General features: G+C 62.3%; 25 protein-coding genes and 1 tRNA gene. 11 read left to right on the top strand and 15 right to left on the bottom strand.

Features of this window, described 5'->3' with window-relative positions; genetic code table 11:
• Positions 1–756, top strand: a 756-nt coding sequence (locus HWX87_RS29115; protein WP_176050479.1) for an AAA-associated domain-containing protein, incomplete at its 5' end; no start/stop codon positions are given.
• 53 nt (positions 757–809) lie between these two features.
• Here the strand turns inward: HWX87_RS29115 and HWX87_RS29110 are convergent.
• Positions 810–1,304 (bottom strand): hypothetical protein, encoded by a 495-nt coding sequence (locus HWX87_RS29110; RefSeq protein WP_176050478.1) that lies wholly within the window; start codon positions 1,302–1,304, stop codon positions 810–812.
• The gene (locus tag HWX87_RS29105; protein ID WP_176050477.1) at positions 1,301–1,852 is read right to left on the bottom strand and encodes a hypothetical protein; all 552 of its coding nucleotides are present in this window, start codon (positions 1,850–1,852) and stop codon (positions 1,301–1,303) included. Before HWX87_RS29105 ends, HWX87_RS29110 begins: the two co-directional genes overlap by 4 nt.
• A gap of 288 nt (positions 1,853–2,140) precedes the next feature.
• On the opposite strand from HWX87_RS29105, the gene HWX87_RS38125 reads away from it, so the two are divergent.
• The 3 genes from HWX87_RS38125 to HWX87_RS29095 all read left to right on the top strand — a co-directional run bounded on the left by HWX87_RS38125 (position 2,141) and on the right by HWX87_RS29095 (position 4,484).
• Positions 2,141–2,338 carry a hypothetical protein gene (locus tag HWX87_RS38125; RefSeq protein WP_244137781.1) on the top strand — a complete coding sequence of 66 codons (198 nt, stop codon included), beginning with the start codon at positions 2,141–2,143 and terminating at the stop codon, positions 2,336–2,338.
• Between the two features lie 138 nt (positions 2,339–2,476).
• A complete protein-coding gene (gene otsA / locus HWX87_RS29100) occupies positions 2,477–3,898 on the top strand; it encodes an alpha,alpha-trehalose-phosphate synthase (UDP-forming) (protein WP_176050476.1) in 1,422 nt (473 codons plus the stop codon).
• On the top strand, positions 3,891–4,484 hold the full coding sequence (locus HWX87_RS29095; protein WP_176050475.1) for an AAA family ATPase: 594 nt from the start codon (positions 3,891–3,893) through the stop codon (positions 4,482–4,484). The genes otsA and HWX87_RS29095 overlap by 8 nt, the downstream gene beginning before the upstream one ends.
• Positions 4,485–4,515: 31 nt before the next feature.
• On the opposite strand, the gene HWX87_RS29090 is transcribed toward HWX87_RS29095, so the two are convergent.
• Positions 4,516–5,883 carry an MFS transporter gene (locus HWX87_RS29090; protein WP_176050474.1) on the bottom strand — a complete coding sequence of 456 codons (1,368 nt, stop codon included), beginning with the start codon at positions 5,881–5,883 and terminating at the stop codon, positions 4,516–4,518.
• A gap of 185 nt (positions 5,884–6,068) precedes the next feature.
• The gene (locus HWX87_RS29085; RefSeq protein WP_176050473.1) at positions 6,069–6,449 is read right to left on the bottom strand and encodes a DUF5594 family protein; all 381 of its coding nucleotides are present in this window, start codon (positions 6,447–6,449) and stop codon (positions 6,069–6,071) included.
• Positions 6,450–6,566: 117 nt separating this feature from the next.
• On the opposite strand from HWX87_RS29085, the gene HWX87_RS29080 reads away from it, so the two are divergent.
• Positions 6,567–6,968: a hypothetical protein gene (locus tag HWX87_RS29080; RefSeq protein ID WP_176050472.1), complete on the top strand. Its 402-nt coding sequence runs from the start codon at positions 6,567–6,569 to the stop codon at positions 6,966–6,968.
• A gap of 197 nt (positions 6,969–7,165) precedes the next feature.
• Here the strand turns inward: HWX87_RS29080 and HWX87_RS29075 are convergent, their stop codons facing one another.
• Entirely contained in the window at positions 7,166–7,480 is a 315-nt protein-coding gene (locus HWX87_RS29075; RefSeq protein WP_034190701.1) for a hypothetical protein, read from the bottom strand.
• Between the two features lie 143 nt (positions 7,481–7,623).
• Here HWX87_RS29075 and eco point away from each other — a divergent pair, with 143 nt between their 5' ends.
• Positions 7,624–8,124, top strand: coding sequence for a serine protease inhibitor ecotin (gene eco / locus HWX87_RS29070; RefSeq protein WP_176050471.1), 501 nt, complete (start codon positions 7,624–7,626; stop codon positions 8,122–8,124).
• Between the two features lie 42 nt (positions 8,125–8,166).
• Here the strand turns inward: eco and HWX87_RS29065 are convergent, their stop codons facing one another.
• Positions 8,167–8,781 carry a TetR/AcrR family transcriptional regulator gene (locus HWX87_RS29065; RefSeq protein ID WP_176050470.1) on the bottom strand — a complete coding sequence of 205 codons (615 nt, stop codon included), beginning with the start codon at positions 8,779–8,781 and terminating at the stop codon, positions 8,167–8,169.
• A 115-nt stretch (positions 8,782–8,896) separates the two neighbouring features.
• Between HWX87_RS29065 and HWX87_RS29060 the strand changes: the two genes are divergently transcribed.
• Positions 8,897–9,637, top strand: a complete 741-nt coding sequence (locus HWX87_RS29060) for an SDR family NAD(P)-dependent oxidoreductase (protein WP_176050469.1) — start codon at positions 8,897–8,899, stop codon at positions 9,635–9,637.
• Positions 9,638–9,680: 43 nt separating this feature from the next.
• On the opposite strand, the gene HWX87_RS29055 is transcribed toward HWX87_RS29060, so the two are convergent.
• Complete coding sequence (locus HWX87_RS29055; protein WP_176050468.1) at positions 9,681–10,013, bottom strand: hypothetical protein; 333 nt, start codon at positions 10,011–10,013, stop codon at positions 9,681–9,683.
• Between the two features lie 488 nt (positions 10,014–10,501).
• Between HWX87_RS29055 and HWX87_RS29050 the strand changes: the two genes are divergently transcribed.
• Entirely contained in the window at positions 10,502–11,656 is a 1,155-nt protein-coding gene (locus tag HWX87_RS29050) for a right-handed parallel beta-helix repeat-containing protein (protein WP_244137785.1), read from the top strand.
• 338 nt (positions 11,657–11,994) lie between these two features.
• Here HWX87_RS29050 and HWX87_RS29045 read toward each other — a convergent pair whose 3' ends face one another.
• The 5 genes from HWX87_RS29045 to HWX87_RS29025 form a co-directional block, all read right to left on the bottom strand.
• A complete protein-coding gene (locus tag HWX87_RS29045) occupies positions 11,995–13,509 on the bottom strand; it encodes an ATP-binding protein (protein WP_176050467.1) in 1,515 nt (504 codons plus the stop codon).
• A 677-nt stretch (positions 13,510–14,186) separates the two neighbouring features.
• Positions 14,187–14,426: an XRE family transcriptional regulator gene (locus HWX87_RS29040; RefSeq protein ID WP_244137780.1), complete on the bottom strand. Its 240-nt coding sequence runs from the start codon at positions 14,424–14,426 to the stop codon at positions 14,187–14,189.
• A 183-nt stretch (positions 14,427–14,609) separates the two neighbouring features.
• Positions 14,610–14,927, bottom strand: a complete 318-nt coding sequence (locus HWX87_RS29035; RefSeq protein ID WP_244137779.1) for a transcriptional coactivator p15/PC4 family protein — start codon at positions 14,925–14,927, stop codon at positions 14,610–14,612.
• A gap of 3 nt (positions 14,928–14,930) precedes the next feature.
• Entirely contained in the window at positions 14,931–15,191 is a 261-nt protein-coding gene (locus HWX87_RS29030; RefSeq protein ID WP_176050466.1) for an AlpA family phage regulatory protein, read from the bottom strand.
• Positions 15,192–15,293: 102 nt separating this feature from the next.
• Positions 15,294–16,163 (bottom strand): hypothetical protein, encoded by an 870-nt coding sequence (locus HWX87_RS29025; protein ID WP_176050465.1) that lies wholly within the window; start codon positions 16,161–16,163, stop codon positions 15,294–15,296.
• Positions 16,164–16,716: 553 nt separating this feature from the next.
• On the opposite strand from HWX87_RS29025, the gene HWX87_RS29020 reads away from it, so the two are divergent.
• Together HWX87_RS29020 and HWX87_RS29015 are read left to right on the top strand one after the other, a co-directional pair.
• A complete protein-coding gene (locus HWX87_RS29020) occupies positions 16,717–17,730 on the top strand; it encodes an AAA family ATPase (protein WP_124921213.1) in 1,014 nt (337 codons plus the stop codon).
• Positions 17,730–18,608, top strand: a complete 879-nt coding sequence (locus HWX87_RS29015) for an SIR2 family protein (protein ID WP_176050464.1) — start codon at positions 17,730–17,732, stop codon at positions 18,606–18,608. Before HWX87_RS29020 ends, HWX87_RS29015 begins: the two co-directional genes overlap by 1 nt.
• Positions 18,609–18,883: 275 nt before the next feature.
• Here HWX87_RS29015 and HWX87_RS29010 read toward each other — a convergent pair whose 3' ends face one another.
• The 3 genes from HWX87_RS29010 to HWX87_RS29000 all read right to left on the bottom strand — a co-directional run bounded on the left by HWX87_RS29010 (position 18,884) and on the right by HWX87_RS29000 (position 20,680).
• The gene (locus HWX87_RS29010; RefSeq protein ID WP_176050463.1) at positions 18,884–20,101 is read right to left on the bottom strand and encodes an integrase arm-type DNA-binding domain-containing protein; all 1,218 of its coding nucleotides are present in this window, start codon (positions 20,099–20,101) and stop codon (positions 18,884–18,886) included.
• A gap of 175 nt (positions 20,102–20,276) precedes the next feature.
• A tRNA-Arg gene (locus tag HWX87_RS29005) sits at positions 20,277–20,351 on the bottom strand.
• A 146-nt stretch (positions 20,352–20,497) separates the two neighbouring features.
• Positions 20,498–20,680 carry a rubredoxin gene (locus tag HWX87_RS29000; protein WP_176050462.1) on the bottom strand — a complete coding sequence of 61 codons (183 nt, stop codon included), beginning with the start codon at positions 20,678–20,680 and terminating at the stop codon, positions 20,498–20,500.
• Between the two features lie 198 nt (positions 20,681–20,878).
• Between HWX87_RS29000 and HWX87_RS28995 the strand changes: the two genes are divergently transcribed.
• Positions 20,879–21,283: a DUF4399 domain-containing protein gene (locus HWX87_RS28995; RefSeq protein ID WP_176050461.1), complete on the top strand. Its 405-nt coding sequence runs from the start codon at positions 20,879–20,881 to the stop codon at positions 21,281–21,283.
• Positions 21,284–21,335 lie beyond the last annotated feature (52 nt).

Raw genomic sequence — 21,335 nt, 5'->3', positions numbered from 1 at the left:
ACCGACCTGCTCGATCTGTGGACGCAAGGCCGCATGCCGATCAAGTCGGTGCTGATCGTCACGCACAACATCGAGGAAGCCGTGTTCATGTGCGACCGGATCCTCGTGCTGTCGTCGAACCCGGGCCGCGTGATCGCCGAGATCAAGGTGCCGTTCAAGCATCCGCGCAACCGGCTCGACCCGGCGTTCCGCAAGCTGGTCGACGACATCTACGCGAAGATGACCGCGCGCCAGACCAACGAGGCGACGAAGAAGGGGCTCGAACTCGGCAGCTGGCTGCCGCAGGTGTCGACCAACCTGATGGCCGGCCTGATCGAAACGCTCGCGATGGCGCCGTATCATGGCCGCGCGGACATGCCGGAAATCGCGCGTACGCTGCACCTCGAGGTCGACGACCTGTTCCCGATCGCCGAAGTGCTGCAGTACCTCGGTTTCGCGGACGTGCGCGAAGGCGACGTGTTCCTGACGCCGCCGGGGCGCGTGTTCGCGGAATTCGGCACGCAGGAGCGCAAGCTGATGTTCGCCGATCACCTGCTGAAACACGTGCCGCTCGCTGCACGGATCAAGAAGGTGCTGAACGAGCGTCCTGGCCATCGCGCGCCGCGCGTGCGCTTCGAGCAGGAGCTGGAGGATTTCCTGTCCGACGGCGCGGCCGAGGAAACGCTCGACGCGGTGATCGACTGGGGCCGCTACGGCGAGATCTTCTCGTACAACGACCAGACCGAGATCTTCAGTCTCGAGGACGTCGAGTCCTGATCGACGATGCCGGGCCGTCGGCCCGGCATTCGCATGCGCCGCGCATCGCGCCGTTACTGCAAATTCCCCCACCGGTCGACCGCCGGTTCCGCCGACGCCCACTTCCAGTGCGTGCCTTGCTGGCACGCATTCGCGAAATACCAGTCGGCCTTGTCGCCGTCCTTCACCGAAAACGCGAATTCCTTGCACATCGCGAGCGCCGACGCGTACGCGCGCGTGACGCGCACTTCGCCTTCGCCGTTTTCCAGCGGCAGCGTGTTCTTCACCTTCCACGGCTTCACTTCGCCGACGGCCAGGCTGCCCGCGGTTTTCGCGATCGCGTCCTGCTGGTTCTGATGGAGCTGCTTCATCGTGCGGTTGACGGCCTCGTCGGTCGCGGCCTGCACGGCGATCCCGACGCCGACGCCGACCGCCGGGTTCGCGGTGACGAGGCCGGTCGCCGCGCCGGCCAGCGCGCCGCTCGCCGCGCCGACCGAGCCGCAGCCCGACAGCGCGGCCGTCGCCGCGCACAGTGCGCCGATGGCCGCGAGACGGATCGCGACGCTCATTGCAGCGCGCCCCAGCGTTCGGTCGCCGGCTCGGCCGACGCCCATTTCCACACGGGGCCGTCGCGGCAGAGGGTGGCAACGTAGAACGCCGACTGCGCGGCCTTGTCGGGCTTCGCGGGCGTGTCGACCGCGAACACGATTTCCTTGCAGTCGAGCGGGCCGACGCTGATCATCCGGCTGACCGTCACGCGGCCCTGTTCGTCGTCCTCGATCGGGAACGAGTGGTGCGTCGACCACGGCGCGACGCCGCCCACGTCGAGCGGGCCGGCCGCCTTCGCGATCTGTTCCTGTGTGTAACGGTGTGCGACGCGCTGCGAGTACTGGACGCCGGCTCGCGCGCCGGCCACGGCGCCGAGGCCGATACCCGTCGCAACGGCGGCGTTGTTCGTGACCTTGGAAGCGATCGCGGCGCCCGCGATACCGGCGCCGGCTGTCGCGCCTTCGCTGTACAGCGAGTTGCAGCCTGACAGCAGTGCGGCCGTGGCGATGACGGCCAGCATGACGCGCGCCGGCATGGCCCGACGCGGCGAATCGAAACGAATGTTCATCCCTGAGTGCAAGTCCTGTCTGGGTGAGCGGCGGCGCATGCACGCCCTGATGCCGCATCATTGTTTCGCAATTGTCATAGGAAAACTGCAAAGCTTTGACAAATCGCCGGTCGGCATCCAGCGCGCGTACGCGCGGCGCTATTGTCGGATAGATGATTAACGAGGGGTCGAAACGTTACAAATTGAAGGTAATTGTTACCTCGGCGTGCAAGGAACCGACCTAGACTGTTTTGTTATGGAATGTTTCTTCAACGGCCTCGAGCCGCGCCGCACATGAGACACCCAGCCATGCGCCGTTCAAAACGGTTGTCACACCGGCCACCTGACGCGGGGGCAGACCGCCCGCGTCCGCAGGCTGACGCACCATCGGCTCCGCCTGCCGGCGCGCCCGACGAGACGCCGTCCGACGGCGATCACAACCAGGGCGGCGCTCGCCCGGAAGGGCTCGACTATCAACGCGACCTCGGTCAGGAACAGGACGCTTGATGCCGTCGTTGCAGCATTCCACCGCCGTATTTCATTGCATTTCTCGGAACTGAGCCGACGCGCGGCCGCCTTCTGGCAGCCGTGTCCGCTCGGGCGCGCGTCGCGCGCCCGCCAATCGAATCGAGGAGGGGAAGCCGCATGAGCAGATTGATCGTGGTATCGAACCGTGTCGCCGCCGGCGAGGACACGCGCCCGAGCGCGGGCGGCCTGGCCGTCGGCGTGATGGATGCGCTGAAGGAAAGCGGTGGCGTCTGGTTCGGCTGGAACGGCGAGATCGGCGGTACGCCCGACGCCGAACCGACAATCCAGCGGGACGGCAACGTCACGTATGCGACGGTCGGGCTGACACGGCGCGACTACGATCAGTACTACCGCGGTTTCTCGAACGCGACGCTGTGGCCGGTGTTCCATTACCGCGGCGATCTCGCGCGCTTCGATCGTCAGGAGTACGCCGGTTATCTGCGCGTGAACGCGATGCTTGCGAAGCAGCTTGCCGCGCTGCTGCGGCCCGACGATCTGATCTGGGTACACGACTACCATCTGCTGCCGTTCGCGCATTACCTGCGCGAGCTCGGCGTGAAGAACCCGATCGGCTTCTTCCTGCACATCCCGTTTCCGTCGCCCGACATGCTGCGCCTCGTGCCGCCGCACGAGGAGCTCGTGAAGTTCATGTGCGCGTACGACATCGCGGGCTTCCAGACCGAGGCCGACAAGCAGGCATTCACCGACTACATCGAACGGCGCGGGATCGGCGCGGCAAGCGACGACGGGATGCTGCACGCGCACGGTCGCGTCGTGAAAGTCGCCGCCTATCCGATCGGCGTGCATCCCGACGCGATCGCGCAGGCGGCCGTCCAGTACGGCACGCGCAAACCGGTGAAGATGCTGCGCGAGGCGCTCGACGGCCGCAAGCTCGTGATGAGCGTTGACCGGCTCGATTACTCGAAGGGGCTCGTCGAGCGCTTCCAGTCGTTCGAGCGGATGCTCGCGAACGCGCCGGGCTGGCAGGGGCGTGTGTCGCTGTTGCAGATCGCGCCGCCGACGCGTTCGGACGTGCAGACCTACCAGGACATTCGCGAAACGCTCGAAGGCGAAGCCGGCCGCATCAACGGCCGCTTCTCGCAACTCGACTGGACGCCGATCCAGTACCTGAACCGCAAGTACGAGCGCAACCTGCTGATGGCGTTCTTCCGGATGTCGCAGGTCGGCTACGTGACGCCGCTGCGCGACGGGATGAATCTCGTCGCGAAGGAGTACGTCGCGTCGCAGGATCCGGCCGATCCGGGCGTGCTCGTGCTGTCGGAGTTCGCCGGCGCGGCAGCCGAGCTGACCGGCGCGCTGCTCGTCAATCCGTACGACCTGTCGCAGATGGCCGAGGCGCTCGAACGTGCGCTGTCGATGCCGCTCGCGGAGCGGCAGGCGCGTCATGAGGAGAACCTCGCGCGGCTCCGTGAAAACGACCTGTCGGTCTGGCGCGACACGTTCGTCGCGGACTTGCGCAGTGTCGCGGCGGCGGCGTCGGTCACGCAACGTGCGGGCCGGCGGGTTGCGCATGCATGAATTCGCACCGGGCGCGGGCGCCGGGGACGAGGAGACGGACGACGCCGTCGGCCGCTTCTTCGTCGTGACGGGCGGCCCGGGTTCGGGCAAGAGCACCTTGCTCGATGCGCTCGAACGCGCCGGTTTCGCGCGTTCGCAGGAGGCCGGGCGCGGCGTGATCCGCGACCAGATGGCCATCGACGGCGTCGCGCTGCCATGGCGCGACCCGGCCGCGTTCGCCGAGCTGATGCTGAGCTGGGAGATGCGTTCGTACCATCTCGCGCGGCAGGCGCGCGGGCCCGTGTTCTTCGATCGTGGCGTGCCGGACGTGGTCGGCTACCTGCGGCTGACCGGGCTGGCGGTACCCGCGCATGCGGAAGCCGCGGCCCGCCGTTTCCGCTATCACCGGCGCGTGTTCATCGCCCCGCCGTGGCCCGAGATCTATGCGCAGGACACGGAGCGCCGGCAGGATTTCGCGGAAGCCGAGCGGACCTACGACGCGATGGTCGACTGCTACACGTCGTATGGATACCGGCTGATCGAGTTGCCGCGCGTGAGCGTGAAGGCGCGCGTGCGTTTCGTGATGGACGCGCTCGACGCCGCGTGATGCGCGTCGCGTGTGCCGACGCGCGGCGGCGTCAGGTCGCTGCGTCCGGCCGTGGCGACGTGATGCGCAGCATGCTCACGACGGCTGCCACCGCCGCGAACGCCGTGGCGACGTAGAGCGCGATCGTCGGCCCGCGATCCGGCGACAGCCCGAAAATCAACGCGACCAGCGCGGCGCCGAGTGTCTGGCCGGTCAGGCGCGCGGTGCTCAGCATGCCGCCCGCGCCGCCGCTGCGCTCGCGCGGCGCCGACGACAGCATCGCGCGGTTGTTCGGCGACTGGAACAGCCCGAAGCCCGCGCCGCACAGCGCCATCCGCCACACGATGTCGACGGTGCCCGGATGCGCGCCGATCGTCGCGAGCGACAGCAGCCCGGCCGCGAACAGCGCCAGCCCGATCCCGCCGAGGATGCCGGCCGAATAGCGGTCCGACAGCACGCCCGCGAGCGGGGCGGCGAACACGATCACGAGCGGCCATGGCGTCATGTAGAGGCCCGTCTCGACCTGCGAGAAGCCGAGCGAGTTCTGCAGCCAGAACGGCAGCGCGACGAATGCGAGCATCTGCGACGTGAACGATGCCGTCGACGTGTAGATCGACAGCGCGAACATCGGGATGCGCATCAGGTCGACGGGCAGGAGCGGCGCCGGCTGCGACAGCTGGCGCTTCACGAAGAAGTAGCCGACGACGAACGCCACTGCCAGCTCGGCCGCGACGTACGCGTGGCCTTCGCCGTGCCCGAGCCCGTCGACGGCCGTGATCAGCAGGCCGAACACGCACGCGTTCATCAGCGCGCTCGGGAAATCGTACGGCGCGTCGTGCAGCGGGTTGGCCGGCAGCGCACGCAGGCTGCCGAGAACCGCGGCGATGCCGATCGGCACGTTGACCGCGAACAGCCAGGGCCACGATGCGAACGACAGGATCGCGGACGCGACCGTCGGCCCGATCGCCGACGACAGCGCGACGACCATCGCATTGATCGACAGCCCGCGCCCGAGCAGCGACGACGGGTAGATCATCCGCACGAGCGCCGCGTTGACGCTCATGATGCCGGCCGCGCCGAAGCCCTGGATCACGCGCATCACGGCCAGCATCGGCAGCGAACCGGCGAGCGCGCAGCCGAGCGAGGCCGCGGTGAACAGCGCGAGCCCGGCGATGTAGATGCGGCGATAGCCGATGCGCTCGCCGAGCGACGCGAGCGGCAGCAGCGTGATCGTGACCGCGAGCTGGTACGCGTTGACGATCCAGATCGATGCGGCGTCGGACGCGTGCAGGTCGCGTGCGATCGTCGGCAGCGCGACGTTCGCGATCGCGCCGTCGAGCACGGCGAGCGTGATGCCCAGTGCGACGCAGACGATCGCCCAGTAACGTTGCGGAAGCGGCAGGCCGGTATCGGCGTTCATGACGGGAGCGAGAGCAGGGTTGTCCGCGCGCCCGGTTGCCGGTTGCGTGCGCAACCATGCGGGAGGGTGGAGGCGGCGATGAACGGCCCGGCCGGCGCGGCTGCACCGGAACGGGGCCGGTCGAGTGTATCACCGGGCCGCGTGACGCGACGCCGGCACGCGCGGCTGCCGGCCGGCGCGGGCACTCAGCCTTCGAAGTCGAGACCGCCGAGCCGCACGAGCGGGTCGGCTTGCGTGCGCGACGCGAGATCGATGTCCCGCGCGCCTTGCCACGCCCCCAGTTTTTTCGGCAGCGCGGCCAGGTAGTGCTCGAAGCGCTGCGGGCCGTCCGGCGCCATCAACCGTTCGATCTCGTCGGTGTCCCAGGTCAGCTCGAGGTTCAGCGGATGCTCGAAGCCGCTTACATGCTCGTGCGGCGCGCTGCGGATCTGCACGCGCGTCGGATGCCCGTGGCCGCCGTATGGCACGACGTCGGTCAGCACGTGCTCGGCGAAGAAGGCGGCGATTGCCTGCGCGATGCGCGGCGCGAATTCGGTATCGAAACGGCGGGCGGTTTCGGGCTGCATGAAGGCGTCTCCTGTATGCCGAAAATCGTAGCATGGCGGCGCGACGTTCCGGTGGGCGTGATACCGGTAATCGCGCGTTACCACTTGCTGCATCTATTACGGCCGCGTGCCGCCACAATGCATCGCATCCAGTACCACTTCGCGTGGGAGTCCATCATGAAAAAGATTGCCGCAGTGTGTGTCCTCGCCGGTTCGCTCGCCGTCGCGGGCCCGGCGTCCGCGCATGGCCGCGACGGCGGCGCCGTCATCGGCGCCTTGATCGGCGGCGCGGTGCTGGGCGCGATCGTGACGTCCGCGATGAATCCGCCCGTCGCGTATCAGGCGCCCGTGTACCAGGCACCGGCCTATCAGCCGCCGACGTACTACCAGGCGCCGGCGTACCAGCAGCCTGCGTATCCGACCTATCAGCAGGCGCAGTACCAGGACGAAGGCCCGAACTATTGCTATGACCGCTACCAGCGTGCGTACGTGTGCGGTGCGCCGGTGCAGGGCGGCTACGCGCAGCCGGCCGGCTGGTAAGCGGGCGCACGCGATACTTGAACGGGCAGGGCGCCGGCAGGCCGATACCCGCCGACGTTCATATCGCAGGACCGGACGACAAAAGGCCCTCGCTTCATGCGAGGGCCTTTGCGTTCGTGCGGCCATCCGTTCGTCCGCGTGATGCACGACCGGCCATCGGCGGGCCGTGCGCGGATACAAACGGTTGCAATTGCCCGTCAGTGGCGATGGCCGCCACCGCCGTCACCGCGCCCGCCGCCATCGTTCCAGTCGCCGCGGCGCCCGCCGCGTCCCCAGCCGTTGCCGCGATTGCCGCGATCGCCGTCCCAACGGTGGTAGTCGCGCCGGCCGCGATCCCAGTCGCGCCCGCCGCCACCGCCCCAGATGTTGACCGTGCCGTACACGGGGGACGGCGCGTATGCGTAGCCGGGATCGGAATAGTAGGGCTGCCCGTAGCCGTATCCGGCGTCCGGGGCGACGACGCAGCCGGCCAGCAAGGTCGCGACGCCGGCGGCAGCAATGAGCTTCAGCATGATGTTCTCCGTTGGTTGCCGTATAAGTACCGCGCACGGGAGCCGGCGACTGTTTGCAATTGTGTCTGCAAATTACAGCTCCGTAAGGGCCTGATGCGAAAGTGTTAGCATCCGGGGCTCATTTGATTTTCAGGAGCACATCGATGAAATTCGCGATCCGGGCCGCGCTGGCCGCTTTCTGCGTCACGACTGCCGCTGCGTGCGTGGCGAGCCCCGCATCGGCGCCCGCCGTGCCGGCGGAGTCGATCAAGATGTTTCCGCAGGCGGCAGCCGGCCAGCAGCGCGTCGTGATCGGGCTGCCCGCGCTCGAGAACGAAGGCGATGCGCGCGTCGAGCTGATGATCGGCAAGACGCTGCAGACCGATTGCAACCAGCAGTGGTTCGGCGGCGAGCTCACCGCCGAGGACGTGAAGGGCTGGGGCTATACGTACTACCAGCTCACCGACGTGAAGGGGCCGGCCTCGACGCTGATGGCGTGCCCGGGCCAGGCGCCGCAGCAACGCTTCGTGCAGGTGCGCGGCGACGGCCAGCTGCTGCGCTACAACAGCCGCCTGCCGCTCGTCGTCTATGTGCCGGACGGTTTCGAGGTGCGCTATCGCGTGTGGCATGCGTCGAAGGACGTGCAGCACGCGGCGAAGCAGTAACGATGCGCCGGCGCGGCCGCGCACGGCCGCGTCGTTATCCGGTTAGGCGCCGCGCGCGCCGACGAGCGCCGGCCATGCGGCCAGCGCGGCTTGCGCGATGGCCTCCAGATCGCGTCGGCTCGCACCGTCGCGCGCCTGGATCGACATCCCCTGCTGGACCGTCACGTAGTACCGAGCGATCGCATCGAGGTTGGCGTTTGCCGAGATCTCGCCGGTCGCGACGCCTCGCCGGAGGCGCTCCCGCAACGCCTCGACCGTGCCCTCGCGCATCGCGATCAGCGTTTGCCGGACCGTATCGGAACGTTCGGCCGGATGCAGCGCCGACAGCACGACCAGACAGCCGGCCGGCTTCGAGCGCCGCGTGAACACGCGCGCCGTATCCATCAGGTAGTTCTGCACGGCGTCGTGTGCGCTGTCTGCCCGTTCGACGCCCCCCCAGAGTTCCCGTCCCTCCGTTGCGCCGTAGTGCTCGAGCGCCTGCCGGAACAACGCTTCCTTGCTGCCGAACGCCGCGTACAGGCTCGGCGACGCGATGCCCATCGCGGTCGTCAGGTCGGTCATCGACGCCCCCTCGTAGCCGAGGCGCCAGAACACCTCCATCGCGCGATCCAGCGCCGCTTCCTTGTCGAAGCTTCTCGGTCGGCCCCGTTCAGCCATTGCATCCGTCCCATCGTCGATTTCTGTATCGATCGATAAAATAAATCAATTGACTGTGGCGCGCAACTTGCCACATTCTGTGTCGGTCGTTACATAAATGAGGAAAGGAACCGACATGAACCGACTTCAGGGCAAGCGCGCACTCATCACGGGCGGCAGCCGCGGCATCGGCGCGGCAATCGCCAAACGGCTGGCGGCCGACGGCGCGGACGTCGCCATCACGTACGAAAAATCGGCCGAGCGGGCGCAGGCCGTCGTCGCGAGCATCGAGGCGCTGGGCCGCCGTGCCGTCGCGATCCAGGCCGACAGCGCCGATCCGGTTGCGGTGCGCGATGCGGTCGACCGTGCCGCGGAGGCATTCGGCGGGCTCGACATCCTCGTCAACAACGCGGGGATTTTCCGGGCCGGTACGCTCGACGACCTCACGCTCGACGATATCGACGCGACGCTGAACGTGAACGTGCGCGCGGTGATCGTCGCGTCGCAGGCGGCGGCGCGGCATCTCGGCGAGGGCGGGCGCATCGTGTCGACCGGCAGCTGCCTCGCGACGCGCGTACCCGATGCGGGGATGAGCCTCTATGCGGCGAGCAAGGCCGCGCTGATCGGCTGGACGCAGGGGCTCGCGCGCGATCTCGGCTCGCGCGGCATCACGGTCAATATCGTGCATCCGGGCTCGACCGATACCGACATGAATCCGGCCGACGGCGACCATGCCGGTGCGCAGCGTTCGCGGATGGCGATTCCGCAGTACGGCAAGGCCGATGACGTCGCCGCGCTCGTGGCGTTCGTCGTCGGGCCGGAAGGGCGGTCGATCAATGGCACCGGCTTGACGATCGACGGCGGTGCGAACGCGTAAGGGCTGGCGCCCGGCGTGATCCGGCCGGGCAGTGTGACGTTCGTTATCGGCAGCCGAGCTGTTGATGCTCGGCTTCGAGGTCGGCCCGTCTGTCGTAGGCGTGCAGTTCGTTGCGCGGCTTGCCGTCCGGGCCGAAGCCGCGCACGACCTTGTGGCCGCGGTCCGGGGCATGCGTGACCGCGTCGATGCCTGCGGCCAGTTCCCGGCAGCGGGCGTCCGACGAAGTGTTTTCCTGATGCGGTGCTGCGGCGGCCGTGACGTTGGCGATGCCCGGGCTGACATAGCGCTGCCTGGCAGGCGCCGCGCCGGTAGCGGTGGCGTTCGCCGTGCAGGTCAGGGCCGAAAGCGCGGCCAGCGCCGCGATGGTTCGAATCATGGTCGGGTCCGGGTACGGGCGAAGGTTCGGGATTCTACGCAATGTGCGGTGCGGGTCCATGGGGATCGGGCGAAGTGCGATCGCATGTCGCATGTCACGACGATGAATCGCAGAGGATCGCCAACGGTTTGTGCGTACGGCGCACAGTGCGACACGGTGGACGAAGGCCTCATTTACAAAGACGCCACGTGTACTTAGGATGGCGCCATCTCGGGCTCGTCAGAAATCCTATGCGTACAGTCGATCGGGCGATGCTCGCCGCGCTTTGCCTTGGCCTCGCCGCGTGCGGTGGCGGCGACAACAATGCGGCGCAGACCGTTGCGGGCACATCCGTTTCGCCGGCGTCGCCCGCCGAGCCTGCCAGCGCGGCGTCCGGCAGCTCGCCTTCATCGGCAAATCCCGCCAGCCCCGCGCCGACGTCCAGTGTGGCGGGCACGACGTCCGGCGCGGCATCCAGTGTGGCCGGCACGGCCTCCGGAGCGGCGCCTTTGCCCACGCAAGGTGCAAATTCCGCTCTCGTCGCCGACTTAACCGTCTATCCGGCCGCCGACGGCAGCGATCAGGCCGATGCGCTGCAAAAGGCATTCGACAGCCTGAAGACCGGCCAGCGCCTCGTCATCGCGCCGGGGCGTTACGTCGTCGGGCATTCGCTCACGGTCAGCGTGCCGCAGGCGGTGATTTCCGGATACGGCGCGACGCTGGCCGCCACGAATCCCGCAGACCAAACGATCGTGATGAGCGGCACCGGTTCGACGCTCGTGGGCGTGACGCTGGTCGGTACCGGCACGACGCGGCTTACGACGCCGGCCTCGACCAAGGTCGAGGTGACGGGCGCGGGCGTCCAGGTGCTGCAAGTGACGATCGACGGCGGCGCGAGTGCGGGGATTTTCGTGTTCGGTGGCAATGGCGTCGCGATCGTCGGCAATACCGTCCACGCGACGCTGGCCGATGGCATCCACACGACCAACGGATCGATCAACGTGCTCGTGCAGAACAATACGGTGACGGCCACCGGCGACGATTTGATCGCCGTCGTCAGCTATCTCGGCGACGGCCGTCTCAGCAGCAACGTGCTGATCGACCATAACGCGGTGTCCGGCAACCCGTGGGGGCGCGGCATTGCGGTGGTCGGCGGGCAGGCCGTGACGATCTCGAACAATACGGTCGACGGCGTGCAGAAGGCGGCCGGTATCCTGGTGGCGCAGGAGGACAGCTGGAACACGTATGGTGCATCGAACGTCATGATTACCGGCAACGTCGTGACCAACATCCAGAATTCGAACGTGAACAACGGACTGCAGCCGACGCAGCAGGCGGCGATCGAGCTGGACACGTGGACGGGAACGGTGACGAACGTGGCGGTGACGGGCAACAGTGTGTCCGGCTCCGGTTATGCCGGTTTTCGGGCGTACGGGAATGTGTGTTCGTTCAGCGTGACGGGGAATACGTTCTCGTCGATCGCGGGTGCGCCGCTGTCGCTGCTGGCGAGCGGGTGTGCGGCGAGCCAGATTGTTGTCGATGCGAACCGGTTGGGCGATGGCAGTTTGATGGCGCTGCCGTCGGGGTCGTCGGCGAAGGGGGCGTTTAACGTGACCGGTGCGGATGCGAGTTTGATGCCGCAGGTACGGACGGGGTTGATGTGAGGGGTGGTTGGCGGGGTTGCGTGAGGGGGCGGACGGTTGTCGCCTGATGGCGTTGTGCGTGCGCGGTTCCGGCGGGGCGAGGCTGGTGGTGGCGCGTAGCGGGGGAGGTGTGGGAAATGCTGGTCCCCGACAGCATTCATATCTGCAAGAAGTAAAAGGAATCTCGGGGGTATGTGAGGAGAAACACCCCCAAAAGAACCCCCAGATTGTCGATGTGATGAGGGGGCAGTGTCCGCCCTCCATCCCGTGGCAAGCATGTTGCCCCGTTGATATAAGTGGATAGCCTGTCCGCTTCGTGGGACGATCTACAACCCACCTGTGCTATCCGCAAGTCGACTTCAGCCGGTCAAGTCGGACTCTTCGTCCGTATCGTCGGCATCAGTCTCATTCTCTACCATCCCCGCAACAGCGATGTCCTGATGCACCATCGTCTTATAGTTCAAAATGTTTGCACCGAGGATGTATGCATAAAGACTACTCGGCTGTAGCCGGAAACTCATGTCCTTGTATTCAAAGTCGGCTGTTATGGTTTTGGTTGTGATTAGCGTGGAACCCTGGAGCAGGGTTGGGTGTAGTTGAGCGAAGTCGACGCAGTGGCGGAGAAGCGAGCGATCATCGTATGGCCGGTCGCTCCATTTTACCTCCACAATCCACTGAGGTTTTTGAGTTGAGGTAGATAGTGACACGATGTCAATTTCGCCACTGTTCCATCGAGCGTAGTACAGCTCAATGCTTTCGTTATGTTGCCATTGGCTGAAAATCGCTGTTTCAGTCAGGTTTCCCATTGTTTCGGCATCTTTGCTGACTTGGCCGAATAATGCGGCGCGCATCGATGGATTTGTCAGATAAATCTTGAACTGCATGGCTCGCTTAAATCGCCTTGCGTTTTGGTCGATTCTCTCGATGCGTCGAATAAGAAATGCTGCTTCGAGATATTCCAAGTATCGCTTAATAGTATTCTTTGCGACGCCTGAGCTTTTCGATAATTCCTCAAGGGAGACTTCGTTGCCAGTGTTATATGCAAGTACGGTAAAAAGTCTGTTGAGCTCCTGTATGTCAGATATTCCATACAGGCTTGGGAGGTCGCGCAGTAAAACCTTATCGATAATATCGCTTTTGATGTACTGGCCTGGATTTGATTTTACCGTATCGGAAAAAACAGCCTCCGGATAGCCTCCGTAGTTGAGATAGCAAATGAACTCATTGTTGAGTTCGTCAATATTGGTGCAGGTATAGTGATAATTCCCTGATTGAGGGTTACTTTTTTTGATCAGGGAATCTTCCTTGTTCACGAATTGCAGGTATTCGGCGAAAGTGAGGGGAGGGAGGATAAAATCGCTAAATCGACCGGCGCCGGATTCATTGCTTTTCATTCGCAGTGCTGCGGCAGCAGATCCTGTGGCAATGAACTTATAGTCCACATAAGAGTCGACCAATGATTTTAGATGAATTTCCCAGCCTTTGAGATATTGAATTTCATCGAAGAAAATAAAGACTTGGCTGTTCTTCGTTAAGCCCAATAAACCAGTATACAGTTGGACAATCTTGTCTAGCCTTAGACCGGTGTAGAGTGGCGTTTCAAGCGAGAGATAGAGGATGTTCTTGGCCTCAACGCCGCTTTTGAGAAGTGCTTCGATCGCGTGGTAGACCATGACGGTCTTGCCAACCCGCCTGGGCCCCATCAGGACGACCGCCCGTTGGATGGACCTGTCAGTCACGGCGCGCAAGAATGGCGCAAAGTACTTACGACGCGGCATCTTCGCGTATGCAACATGGTCAGGCGCTTCGTCTTCCCACCACGGGTTGTCGAACTTCAGGCGCCCAAGGATCTCTTCCTCAGAAATTTCGAACATCGGTGACGCTCCTAAGATCAGTGTCCTGACTTTAATTCTCGAACCTTTTCAGGTCAAGGTCAATGCGCTGATCTTGTTTTTGATGCGTTGTCTTGTCATGTCGACCCGTCGATGTATCGCCGGACAACGGAGGGGCGCATTGACGTCACGGAACGTCGTCCTTCTCACCCACCAACGAACCTTAAAGAGGAATATCGAGGTGCTCCGAGGCGCGGGGCGCGCTGTCCTTGCCACTGCAGTCGAAGCCAAACGGGGAGGGGGCAAGCCAACGTTGTGTGCCGGCCGTGAGCGTCACGCCACCGCCGGATCGCGCAAGCGCATGAGAAGCGACTCGACCGCCGGCGTGAGCGGGTCGGTCGTGCCTTCGCGGTCATCGTATAGGGTGCCGAGCACGAGCAGGACAGCCGAGGGCACCGCGCCGGGCACAGTGCTCGGCGTGTCGCCATCTTCGAGCGTCCAGGTGCCGGGGATTGCCGCCGAGATCTTCCAGGGCTTGACCGTCGATGAGGAACTTAGCCACGCGACACCTCCGCGCGGGCAAGTTCAGCCAGACAACGCAGTGCATCGCCGGTCACATCGAGAGCTTCTTGGTAGGTGGGGGCGAGCGCAGCAGCGCGCAGCGCTTCGCGGATGATGAGAATGGGGGCGGGGAGCGCGGGCATCGTGGCCCGCGTTCGCTACGACTTGTCCAGGTCGACCGTCGCGCCGACCGCGCGCATCCGATTCACTATCCTGTCGAAGGTCTCCGTATCCAGCTCGAGCCGAGCCATCGCGAAGAACAGCACGTGCATCCCCATATCGCGACTGTTGTTCGCATCCGCCGCCATGTACTTGCGCCACTGCCGCCCGGTCGATATGCCGAAGAGCTCGGCCATCTCCGTGCTGCTCTTGCCAAGCGCCTGTTTCAGACGCTCCATGTCTTCGGCTGTGGGAGGGGAGTATTGAATCATTTTTTTTAGGCGCGACTTGGCGCGCACGAAGAAGGGTCTTCATGATGGGCATCCTTTCGGAGAGTCGGTCCTCGCGGGGTGCGCGAACCATACCGCTCAATGCAGGCCCTTTGGGTACCTTTGTCAAACTCGGGATGTCATCCGTTTTCATCAGTTCATCCCCTTTGGATCGGCGGCCAGCGCAGCGAGTCGCAACGCCTGCATCAGCTCGCCAGCTTGTTCCGGGCGCAGCGATACGCCGGCCCGGCCGGGTTTCCACTCACCGCCATCCACGACGTACCAGACTCGAACGTCGATCAGCGTGCGGCCGCGATACTCGCTAACCGTGACGCGCAGTCGCTCGGAGTCGGAACGGCGCAGATCGAGGAAGCACATGCCATCTGCGCCGTTGGTGTTAACATTCGCGTTCGAATTGAGATTCTTTTTGTATTGGCTGGCCTGCGGGTCGGCCATTTTTTTTGTTTGCATGGCTCAGACCTCCGCACGGTAGTTTGCGGGATCGGAGAGCCAGCGATGAATCTCACGGTTCGGCCATGCAATACAGCGCTGCGAGCCGAGCTGTACGCGCCGCGGAAAGCGACCGGCGATTTCACGCAGTCTGATTGACTCGCGCGAGAGCGGCACGAACGTCTTGAGATTTTGCCAGCGCGAGTATCCGTCGAGCGGCAGCGCTTGGGGGGCAGTGGTGAGCGCCTGTGCGCTCGGTTGTGCGAATGTTGTCTTGGCAGCCATGCTGTAAACCTCGTACAAGGTTGTTGAACATGGCGCTAGTTAAATATGTTGCGTCGGGCGCGGGTGCCAGCTGGCAAAACTCGCTGCTAGCTGGCAAATCGATCAAGCTTCACTGAGCAGGTCAAGGCCCGCTTTGATACTGGCTCTGATGGAAGATGATCCCGTGCCTTGTCGCTTGGCATCTGGCAGAGCGTCGAGAATATCGGTGACTGCCTCGGCGATTCTCGACGAGTTTGGATCGTCCCCCTTCCTATAGCGATTCGATGCGCTCGCTAGAGCGAGCGCGAGAGCGCCAATTTGCTTGTGCAGGGTCGCGCGTTCTCGGTCTCCAAGATCGGATGGTGCAGAAGCATCAGTGCCGGTGCGGTCATCGCTCAACAGATTGCGGAGATCGGCGCTACCGATTCGAAACGTATCTGGAGAGGGAAACTCCAAATCGACGATGAAATCCCGCGCGCTGTTTGAGCCTGCGGGCCGGGAGGGCATCCTTCGAAGTACCTGCAACAGAGAGTCGTTGTCTTGATCGAGCAGTAGGATTCCGTCCGTGAATTCAATTTTTCCTAACCGATCGCCGTCGAAGATTTCCTGGCGGTCCCTCCGGGCGTCGAAGGCTATGCGGTACACCCCTTCAAGCAATTGAACGCGTTCGGATTGATGGAACCACTGTTCCCGTTCCGCACCAGATCGCTGGCGCCCCATACCAGCGATGGACGGGTCTGGACGCGTGCCGAAGCAGTGACAGCCTCGCGCGACAGGTATTGCGTATCTCGCCGTCGCATCCCACCAAACCGGAATCTGCCCTGCATATACATGATCGAGAACGTCAGAATCCGTAATGTCCTCGGCGAACGATTCTCGAAGAAGGTTCGCCGCCTGTGTGACTGTGAACCAGCGTTTGAATGAGCCGAACTCCCGCATTGCTAGCCCTGTAGCAAAGCCCTGTTTAGGAACCGCGCCAACCGGGTAGGGCACCCGGCGTTCGCCCCGTCGAGCTAGGCGCGGTTTGACTTTTGGGATGCCGTCAGTTGGCAACCGTGGTCATCGATTGTAGATCGGCATACTGTTTTTTTGTACAGGTATGGCAGCCAGGCGTTGGATGAGGCGAAGGGCAGTCGTGGTCTCGGGATAATGCTCGTCTACGACGGTCGGTTTGCTGAGGCGTTGCCTCGACCGCATGTCACGGATGCCGAGTTGTCAGGTCCGGTGCGTAGGTTCGGCACATGACCACACCACACAGTAGACCGGACATTCATGCTTGACTATTTCTTTACCGATAGTCGATCAAAGGGGGTCTTGCGGCCGCTATCACGCAACGCACGAGCGCCCCGGAGTCAATCGCTCCGCACGTTGGCCGTGCACGTTTCCGCCAAACTTTCGACAGCGCATCATCCTACGCCGATCCACCTTGGGGCGAGCTGCATGCTCGATTTGCTCCGGACAGTACCGAGGGAGGATGTTGCAGCGTTGTCGACCTGAATTATGCGACACTTGGGAACATTAAAGCCTCTGGACACCACGAACAACGATGAGATCAATTTGTGTATTCAACAATAAGGGTGGCGTAGGAAAAACAACCCTACTCGCAAACCTCGCGGCATACCTCGCTATCGACTGCGACCTCAAGGTGCTTGTCGTTGACGCAGACCCTCAGTGCAATGCAACTGCGTATATGTTGCAGGAATCATTGCTCGAAAAGTATTACAAATCACGAGACGATGCTACGACGATCAATCATCTCATCACCTCGTTAAAGCGCTCAAAAGGGTACGGGCCGGTCCCTGTCGTCCGAAGCCAGGGGTTTGGTGTCGACTTGGTACTCGGCGACCCAAAATTCTCCCTTGCAGAAGATTTTCTGGCAAAAGATTGGGGTGACGCCATTTCGGGGGAAGAGCGAGGACTTAAGACGACATTCCTGTTTAGCGCGTTATTGGAATGGGCGGAAAACGAAGGTTATGATTATGTTTTTTTTGATGTTGGGCCGTCTCTCGGTGCAATAAATAGGACGGTGTTGCTCGCGTCTGATTATTTTATTTTGCCGATGTCGTCGGATATATTCAGTCTTCGCGGCCTGCAAAACATTCAGCTGGCAATCGCAAGTTGGAAGCGGAGCCTGGAACGAGGTTTATCGGTTTTTGAGGAAGATAATGGCCATCCTTTTGCAATCGAAGAAGGTGGAGAGGCCGAGTCTGTTAATATTAAATTTTTGGGATATGTCACGCAGCAATACACGGCAAAGACCGTAGACGGCAAGAAGCAGCCCGTATCTGCCTACGAAAAAATTATCCGAAGAATTGGGCCGTCGGTTAAAAAGCATCTGGTGGACGGATTTAATGGTGGGATAAGCTTGAATTATAAACTGGGTGAGATTCCGTATTTCCAGAGCGTGGTTCCCATGTCCCAGAGCGCAAGCAAGCCCATATTTGGGCTAAAGTCTGCGGATGGTGTGGTGGGAGCGCATTTCGATAAGGTTAGGCAATTCCATGATGTCATCTCGAGCATCGCTGAAAATATCGAGGCCAATCTTGAAGGTATTGAATAATGGAATGGCCTCAGCGTCTAGTACGCGATATTGCGGCGCGTCGGTCGGTGCTTTTCTTTGGGTCCGGCATATCAATGAATTCTATATCCGCCGATGGACAAAAGCGCCCAAAAAGTTGGCCCGGATTTCTCGAGTCGGCGCTGTTGAAAATTCCTGCCGCCAATAAGCCAATAGTAAAAGAGGTAAAAAAATTTATTGCGGCAAACGATTTGCTTACTGCGTGTGAAATAATTAAGCGCGCTATTGGTAGAGATGATTTTGTTGAGCTGGTAAAGGCTGAATTTCAGGACCCGGGTTATCGCCATGCCCCAATTCACGAACATCTTTGGCAACTTGATTTTAGAATAACAATTACTCCAAATTTCGATAATATCTATGATGGCTTGGTCGCGCAACGGGGGAATGGAACGGTATCGGTAAAGCAATATTTTGACAACGACATTGCTGATTCTATAAGGGGGCAGGGTCGGGTTGTCATAAAGAGCCATGGCACCGTTACCCACCCCGATAAGCTAATATTTTCTAGGGGTGATTATGCGAAGGCGCGGAACGAGCACCGAGATTTTTACGGATTGGTTGATTCGTTGCTTCGAACCCATAGCTTTATATTTGTTGGGTGTGGTTTGGATGACCCGGATATTCGATTGTTGCTTGAGGACTACTGCTATCGACACCAATACGCCCAGAGTCATTATTTTGTCTTGCCTGCAAAGCGATATTCACAGATGACGAAGGCGGTCCTTGAGGAGTCGCTAAAGCTCAAATTACTGGAGTACAGAGCTACTGCCGATCATGCGGATCTGACAACTTCTTTGCAGGCACTGGTAACTAACGTTGAACAGAAGCGCAACGAGTTAGGGGAGTCGCAGAGTTGGTAAGGCGCCGCTGACGGCTCGGTTCATTGCATATGGACCGTAGATTGGCTTCGGCAGGCTCCAAATCGATAGTCGTATTGGCGACGATGAACTCGGATTCGAGTATCCTCGCTCGCCACCGATTTGCCAGATACTGCTGCGCTTCATAGGGTAGATTATCTGTAGTAAGCGGACTTTCGCGGATAACCGCTCAGGAACCGCTCCTGGCCGAATGCCGACGTGTCGACTACGCGCCCTCCCCCCACGAAATTCGAGATGCCCTTTTTCAGGTGTCGCAATCAGCCATTGGATGATGTGAGGGGCAGTACCTTCGCCCCGGCCTTCAAGTCGTCGAGGTAGTCGGCCCAGCGCTGCATCATCTTGCGACGCTCTGGCAGATACTCGGCGTGGACGTAGGCTGCAGTGACTTGGTTGCGTTCCGCGTGCGCCATTTGACGCTCCACAACGTCGCGGCTGTATCCAAGTTCGCGCAACGCTGTCGCGGCAAGTCCGCGAAAGCCATGCCCAGTCATGCGCGACTTGTAGCCCATTCGATACAGGGCATACAGCATCGTGTTGTTCGAGATATGACTCCTGCCCTGCACGCTGTAGAAGACGAAGCGCTGCTCGCCATTGATCTCGCGCAACCGCGCCAGTACGTCGAGCGCCTGCCGAGAAAGCGGGACGATGTGCGGATCGCGCATCTTCATGCGATCGGCGGGCACGCGCCATTCAGCGGCATCGACGTTGATCTCTGGCCACTCGGCCTGGATCATTTCTTTCGTTCGCACGAACGTCAGCGCCATGAACCGCAAGGCGAGTCGCGTGACCAGATCGCCGGAGTATTCGTCGATGTCGCGCATGAGCTGCGGGATCTCGGTCGCCTTCACTCGCGCCATTTGCTGTACGCCGGCGCTCTTCTTCAATACCGTTTCTGCGTCGATGTCCGCGGCCGGGTTCCGGGTACAGCGGCCGGTCATGATGCCGTACTGAAACACGGCACGCGAACGCTGCAGCACCCGCTTGGCCGTCTCGCGAACGCCGCGAGACTCGACAGTCCGGATGATCGCTAGCAGTTCAGGGGCATCGATGCTCGCGATAGGGCGGGCGCCGAGTGGGGGGAATACGTCGACTTCAAGGCAGTTGATGACCTTGCCTGCATACACCTCGGACCATCCACCGCGCTGAGTCTCAAACCATTCGCGCGCGACGATTTCGAACGAGCTGGCGGCGGCCAGTTGCGCAGCGCGCTTGTCGGCTTTCTTGGCTTCGCCTGGGTCAACGCCTGCGGCAAGCTTTTCACGCGCGCTATCGCGGCGAGCGCGTGCCTCGGCAAGCGATACATCCGGATACGTGCCGAGCGCCAGGCTCTTCTCTTTACCGTCGACGCGGTACTTGAGAACCCATCGCTTGCCGCCGGTCGGCATTATCAATAGCAGCAGTCCGCCACCGTCATAAAGCTTCTGTTGTTTTTCAGTGGGCCTGGCTGTGCGGACCTTGAGGTCGGTGAGCGCCATGTGCTGGTGCCTCGGGGGTTGTTTGCTGGGGGTGTTTTGCGGAACCCCCAAAACAACCCCAAGTCGGGGGTTGTTTCCACTGGGGGTTGCTGGTGGAAGTTTGCAACAAAAAACCCCGCACAGCCAAGCGTGACGGGGTTCTTGTGGTGAATCTGGTGGAACTTTGGAGGATTCTTGGTCCCCCCGACAGGAATCGAACCTGTATCTAGCGCTTAGGAGGCGCTTGTTCTATCCATTGAACTACGGGGAGAGCCATGTCCGGGTAATCGCGCGAAAACCGCGAACCGGACGGCGGTGTGGACAGCGCGCAGAGTATAGCAAACGCGCGGCGCGTCGGCGGGGCGGAATGCGTGCCGACGCGCGTATCGCGGGATCAGTCGCGACGGGAACGGAAAATCAGAAATCGACGACGACGAAATCTTCCTTGCCCACGTCGCACAGCGGGCAGCGCCAGTCGGCGGGAATGTCGGCGAAACGGGTGCCGGCCGCGATGCCCTCGTCGGGCAGCCCTTCCGCTTCGTTGTAGACCCACCCGCAAATCAGGCAGACCCAGCTCTGGTATTCGATTACTTCGCTCATGTGGCGCTCGGGAAAATGGAAACTCGGTGATGCCGTCCGCGGCCTGGCCGGCGGACGAAAGGCGCAATGGTACCGGAATTTCGTCGAACGCCTCCGCAACGTCGTTTTAAACGTACGCATCGCGAACAACCGGCGTCATCGCGTGGGGCGGGCATGCAGTGTATGCTTCGTGGGCCTGTCAATCTGAAGGAGGAAACGATGCTCAACAAAAAGTGGATCGCGGGTGCAGTGTGCGTCGCGGCGCTGGCCGTGTCGACGCTCGCGCGCGCCGAAGCGCGTGTGTTCTTCGTCGAGCCGCAGGACGGCGCGACGGTGTCGAGCCCCGTGCACGTGAAGTTCGGTCTCGAAGGCATGGATCTCAAGCCGGCCGGCGACATGACGCCGAATACCGGCCACCATCACCTGCTGATCGACGGCAAGCCGGTGCCGAAGGGTGACGTGATCCCGGCGAGCGACCACTCGCTGCATTTCGGCAAGGGCCAGACCGAAACCGACGTGAAGCTGGCGCCCGGCCAGCACACGCTGACGCTGCAGCTCGGCGACGGCGCGCACCGTTCGTACGGTCCCGAAATGAGCTCGACGATCACCGTCAACGTGAAGTAACCGCACGTCCGCGCGGGCGCCCGATGCGCCGCGCGCGGGATTGCCGATCGGC

The organism is Burkholderia sp. BCC1644 (genome assembly GCF_902833225.1).
Classification (GTDB): domain Bacteria; phylum Pseudomonadota; class Gammaproteobacteria; order Burkholderiales; family Burkholderiaceae; genus Burkholderia.
This window is presented reverse-complemented; position numbering and strand designations above follow the sequence as displayed.